5 protein-coding genes are annotated in these 5,415 nt (G+C 29.9%); 3 read left to right on the top strand and 2 right to left on the bottom strand.

Going from position 1 to position 5,415, the window contains the following annotated elements:
- Positions 1-136: 136 nt before the first annotated feature.
- Positions 137-1,006, top strand: coding sequence for a radical SAM protein (locus J2Z42_RS14180; RefSeq protein WP_209703418.1), 870 nt, complete (start codon positions 137-139; stop codon positions 1,004-1,006).
- Positions 1,007-1,070: 64 nt separating this feature from the next.
- Here J2Z42_RS14180 and J2Z42_RS14185 read toward each other — a convergent pair whose 3' ends face one another.
- Positions 1,071-2,516, bottom strand: a complete 1,446-nt coding sequence (locus tag J2Z42_RS14185) for a DEAD/DEAH box helicase (RefSeq protein ID WP_209703419.1) — start codon at positions 2,514-2,516, stop codon at positions 1,071-1,073.
- A 138-nt stretch (positions 2,517-2,654) separates the two neighbouring features.
- Here J2Z42_RS14185 and J2Z42_RS14190 point away from each other — a divergent pair, with 138 nt between their 5' ends.
- Together J2Z42_RS14190 and J2Z42_RS14195 are read left to right on the top strand one after the other, a co-directional pair.
- The gene (locus J2Z42_RS14190) at positions 2,655-3,305 is read left to right on the top strand and encodes an HAD family hydrolase (protein WP_209703420.1); all 651 of its coding nucleotides are present in this window, start codon (positions 2,655-2,657) and stop codon (positions 3,303-3,305) included.
- 86 nt (positions 3,306-3,391) lie between these two features.
- Positions 3,392-4,171: an alpha/beta hydrolase gene (locus J2Z42_RS14195; protein WP_209703421.1), complete on the top strand. Its 780-nt coding sequence runs from the start codon at positions 3,392-3,394 to the stop codon at positions 4,169-4,171.
- Between the two features lie 46 nt (positions 4,172-4,217).
- Here the strand turns inward: J2Z42_RS14195 and J2Z42_RS14200 are convergent, their stop codons facing one another.
- Entirely contained in the window at positions 4,218-5,069 is an 852-nt protein-coding gene (locus J2Z42_RS14200) for an AraC family transcriptional regulator (protein WP_209703422.1), read from the bottom strand.
- Positions 5,070-5,415: the final 346 nt, after the last annotated feature.

Raw genomic sequence — 5,415 nt, forward strand, 5'->3', positions numbered from 1 at the left:
AATCAAAAGCAGCATAAAAATTAAAAGATTATGATAATCTACGAAATAAAGAGATATTACGAGTTTAAGATGTCTATTTTATTGGGGAAAGGTCAGGTACGCATGATTTGGCGTTTACAAAAGGAGAACTAATCATATGAAATATGAAGGTATTGTATATAGACCGCCAAGTGAAGCGTATAGTTTAATAATTCAAGTTACTATAGGATGTTCACACAACAAATGCAGTTTTTGTAGTATGTATAAAAATAAAAAATTTAGAATACGTAAATTAGAAGAGATATATGAAGATTTATATGAAGCTAGGGCAATGTATAGTCATGTAGAGCGCATATTTTTAGCAGATGGTGATGCACTTGTTTTATCAATGGAGAATTTAAGATGCATATTGTTAAAAATAAAGGAGCTATTTCCAGAATGTAAAAGGGTAACATCCTATGCAGCTCCAGGGGACATTTTAAGAAAATCTGTTCATGAGATTAGAGAATTAAAGGAACTTGGGATAAGTATGCTCTATATGGGGATAGAAAGTGGAAGTGATACTATACTTAAAGAAATACAAAAAGGTGTTACATCTTCTCAAATAATAGAGGCAGGAAAAAAAATTAAAGGAAGTGGGGTTAAGCTTTCTGTTACATTTATTTCAGGCATAGGAGGAAAATACAAATGGAAAGAAAATGCCTTAGAATCTGCAAAAGTTATAAGTGCCATTGATCCTGATTACGTTGGACTTTTAACTCTTATGGTTGAAAAAGGTACTCAAATTTATGAAAATATAAATTGTGGGAAATTTGAACTTTTACCCCCTGAAGAAGTTATGCTTGAAACTCGTGAACTTGTTAAAAAAATTCATGCTACTAATTGTGTTTTTAGAAGCAATCATGCTTCAAACTATATAAATTTAGCTGGAACATTATCAAAAGACAGGGATAATATAATTGCTTTAATCGATAGCGTTTTAGAAGGAAAGCATGGATATAAACCTGAAAGATTCAGAGCATTGTAGTAAATATTGGTGACAGGCACCTGTGAATATATTACAGGTGCCTGTCACCAATACTTTGTGATTTTTATTTTCTTGCTTTTTCAGCTCTTACAGTTTTACCTTTTATAGTCTTATCTTTAAGGCCTTCGATGACCAGGTTTCCTTTTCCAGAAAGTATTTCAACGTAAGAAAAGTTGTCTTGTATGTCTATAATTCCTACGTCTTCAGGATTTACTCCGTCAATGCTTGATATGGCTCCAGCTATGTCACCTGGTCTTATTTTTTTCTTTTTTCCGGCACTCAAGTGTATTTTTGTAATATCCTTATTGAGTTTTTCTGCCTTGTCTTTTTTTAGTTTTGGTGAAGTTTCAGCACTTTTTTTAAATATGGCTTTACCTTTTTTTACTTCTTCCAGAGTTGGAACCTTTCCTTCTTCTATAGTAAGATTGAAGTATTCTTTTATTTCTTCTAAAAATCTGTATTCTTTAGGCGTTACAAAAGTTATGGCAGTTCCACATTCTCCTGCACGTCCTGTTCTGCCCATTCTATGAATGTAACTTTCTTTCTCCATAGGAATATCATAATTTATTATATGAGTTATATTTTCAACGTCCAGTCCCCGAGCAGCTATATCAGTGCAGACAAGGAAGGTAAATTCACCTCTTTTAAAACTCTTTATAACATTTATTCTGTCAGCTTGCAGCATACCGCCGTGAAGAGCCATGCAGGAATAATTTCTATCATTCATTTTTGCAGTTAAATCTTCTACATTTTTCTTTGTCCTGCAAAATATCATGGAGCTTTCAGGTCTCTCCGTGTATATTATTTTATTCAATAAATCAAACTTATTATAATATTCTACCTGGTAATACAGTTGTTTTATCCTATCTGTTACCGAACTTTTAGATTTAATTTCTATGTTTGTAGGATTTATCATATATTTATCACATAAATCCAATATTTGTTTTGGCATGGTTGCAGAGAAAAGAAAGGTTGCTCTCTTTTTAGGAAGTCTATTTATAATGGATTTAACCTGATCTATAAAGCCCATATTTAGCATTTCATCAGCTTCATCTATAACTAGATATTTTATTTTTTTTAGTTTTAGGACACCTCTATCTATAAGATCAAGAGTTCTTCCTGGAGTTCCAGCTACAATGTGAACCCTTTGTTTTAGCGCGTTTATTTGGATAGTTACAGGTTCTTTGCCAAATATAGCTGCACATCTTATTCTTTTAAATCTTCCTATATCTATAAAATCTTCTTTTATTTGAAGTGATAGCTCTCTTGTAGGAGAGAGTACTAAAACCTGTGGATCTCTCTCTTCCAGTTCTATTTTTTCACAGATTGGTATGGCAAAAGCTGCAGTTTTTCCACTTCCAGTCTGTGATTTTACTATAACATCATTATTTTTTAGAACAAGAGGAATAACTTTTTCTTGAACCTCGGAAGGTTCTATATAGCCAAGTTTCCTTATCGCTGATAGTATATTGCTGCTTAATTCGAAATCTTTAAAATTTAATTTAGTCATTATCTTACCTCATATATTTTATTTTAACAAATTTATAATACTATTATACATATATAAAGTACAGCTGCTATATTTTTATGTAGTGAAATGATAAAATAAATGTATCATAAAATTTTTTGAAATTGGAGGAAAAACAATTTGAAATATAAATATATATTATTTGATCTAGATGGTACACTCACTGATTCTAAAGAGGGCATAACTAAATCTGTACAGTATGCTTTAAAAAAGTTTGGAATTGAAATAAAGAATTTAGACACACTTGAAAAATTTGTAGGACCGCCTCTTAAAGATTCATTTATTGAATTCTATAATTTTAACGATGACAAAGTAGCTGAAGCGGTTAAATATTACAGGGATTATTTTAAAGATACAGGGATTTTTGAAAATAAAGTATATGATGGAATAGATGACTTCTTAAAAAAATTAAAAAAACTTGGATTTAAGTTGATTTTAGCTACTTCAAAACCGCAGGTTTTTGCAGAGAGAATATTAAAACATTTTGATTTAATGAAGTACTTTTATGATTTTGCTGGAAGCAATTTAGATGGCACAAGAGGCAAAAAAAGTGAAGTAATCAGATATGCTTTGGATAAGCATGGTATAAAAAGTGAAGATGCAGTTATGGTAGGAGACAGGAGATATGACATTATAGGTGCTAGAGAGAACAATATCTATTCTATTGGAGTTACGTATGGATACGGTTCTGTGGAAGAATTAGAAAATGAAAAACCTGATTGTATTGTGGACAGTGTTGAGAAATTATTTAAAAAGATTACAGATAAATAAATATAAGATTATAGTTAATATTATTAGTTATAAAAAATAATAATATGTTATAATATTTAGAAACAAATCGATGTGGAGGTAATTTTATGCAAAAATCAGTTGAAATTAAAAATAAAGGTTTGACTTTGAGAGGGATGGTACACACTCCGCAAATAATTACAGGAAGGATTCCATTAGTTTGTCTATTCCATGGTTTTATGGGAAACAAAGCAGAGCAGCATTTTATTTTTGTAAAATTATCTAGAATATTAGAAAACATAGGAATTGCAAGTGTTCGGTTTGATTTTGATGGTAGTGGAGAAAGTGATGGAAATTTTGTAGACATGACTATGTCTAAAGAACTTGACGATGCCAGAGCTATTCTAAATTATGCAAAGTCCCTGGATTTTGTTGATACCAGTAAAATAGCAGTTCTAGGAATTAGCATGGGTGGAGCTGTTGCAAGTATGCTTGCTGGAGAGTGCAAGGATGACATCAAAGCTCTTTGCCTGTGGGCTCCAGCTGGAAATATGGGTGAGCTTGTAATGACAGGAAGAAGTGAAAATGATATTAATGGATTGAAAGAAAGAGGCTACTATGATTTAGATGGTTTCGCAGTTGGAAAAGATTTTGTAGAAGACGTGTTAAAATTAGATATTTTTGGAATAGCAGCTCCTTACGATAAAAATGTATTAATTATTCATGGAACTGAAGATAAAAGTGTTCCTTTTACCATTTCTGAGAGGTATGGAGAAATTTACGGTACTAAAGCTGTAATTCATGCTGTTAAAGGTTCTGATCATACTTTTGATAGCAAGGAATGGGAAGATGAAACTTTGGAGTATACTGCAGGTTTTCTAGATGGTGAACTTAAAAATAATATATGATTGCATACATTTGGAGCTATCAACAAAGAATAGCTCCAAAAACTTTCTAATTTTTATAATATTTTTTTGGAGAGAATCCAAATCTTTTTTTAAAAGCTCTTAAAAAATTGGAATAATCTCTGAATCCCGATTCAATACATGCATCTGTTATGCTTTTACCATTTTTTATAAACAAGGTAGACATGATCAGCCTTTTTTGAAGTATATAATTGTGAATTGTATAACCAGTTTGTTCTTTAAATTTATGCATGAGGTAATATTTGCTTACAAAAAATTTAGAGGATAAAAAATTTATAGATATATCTTTATCCAAATTTTTATTTATATAATTTAAAATATCATTTATGCGCCTGTCATATTTTATGTCGCAGGATTCTTTTATATCTTTTTGACCTAAAAATAATCTGTTGATATAAACCATAAGTTCCAAGAATAAAGAAACTCTAAGAATTTTATAACCCAATTTTTTATCTTTAAAGGTGGATTCTATATTAAAAATTATTTTGCTTATATGTTCGATATTTTCTTTGTCAGGTCTTAACAAATTAAATCTTTGTTTTGATGCAAATTCGAAGCAGCTTAATAAATTAAATTCATCGTTATGTTTTATTAAAAAATCAGAATTTATCCATAGGATTATACGTTCATATATTTTATCTGGATTTATTATTGCTTTGTGTATGTCATTGTTATTTACGAGAAGGATGTCCCAAGGCTTTAATTTATAAGATTTACCTTCTATCAGATAAGTTACATCACCTGATAAAAAGATAACTATCTTATTGAAATTGTGATAGTGGAATTCAAACTTGATATCTTTTTTATCTTTTAAATGAAATATTTGAAAGTCTTTATTCAAATAACCGCGTTTAATTTTTAAAATTGTATTTTGTGCCATTGAATTTTACCTCGATATTAATATAATTATATGCTAAAGCATTTTTTACAATGTTTCAAGCATATTTAGCAATAAAACTAGTAAAAAATTAGAATATAATAAATATATAAATTAAATGAAAGAAATTAAAAGAGGTGTTTTTATGAGTTTGTTTAATGGTTCGGGAGTTGCACTTATAACACCATTTAAAGATGGTGCAGTAAATTTTGAAAAGCTGGAAGAACTTCTGGATTGGCATATAGAGTCAGGTACGGGTCTTTGACAGTTGTATAAATAAATTTTCCTTGAAAACCTTGATATAGGCTTATTTTTTTGTCAATTTTCTCATTTTAATATATCGCACTTT

The organism is Clostridium algifaecis, assembly GCF_017874415.1.
Lineage (GTDB): Bacteria > Bacillota > Clostridia > Clostridiales > Clostridiaceae > Clostridium_B > Clostridium_B algifaecis.

What these genes read in the sequence shown, in the direction of transcription:
- J2Z42_RS14185 (WP_209703419.1), bottom strand. Translation starts at nt 2,516, where the DNA reads ATGACTAAATTAAATTTTAAAGATTTCGAATTAAGCAGCAATATACTA.
- J2Z42_RS14200 (WP_209703422.1), bottom strand. Translation starts at nt 5,069, where the DNA reads ATGGCACAAAATACAATTTTAAAAATTAAACGCGGTTATTTGAATAAA.
- J2Z42_RS14195 (WP_209703421.1), top strand. Translation starts at nt 3,392, where the DNA reads ATGCAAAAATCAGTTGAAATTAAAAATAAAGGTTTGACTTTGAGAGGG.
- J2Z42_RS14180 (WP_209703418.1), top strand. Translation starts at nt 137, where the DNA reads ATGAAATATGAAGGTATTGTATATAGACCGCCAAGTGAAGCGTATAGT.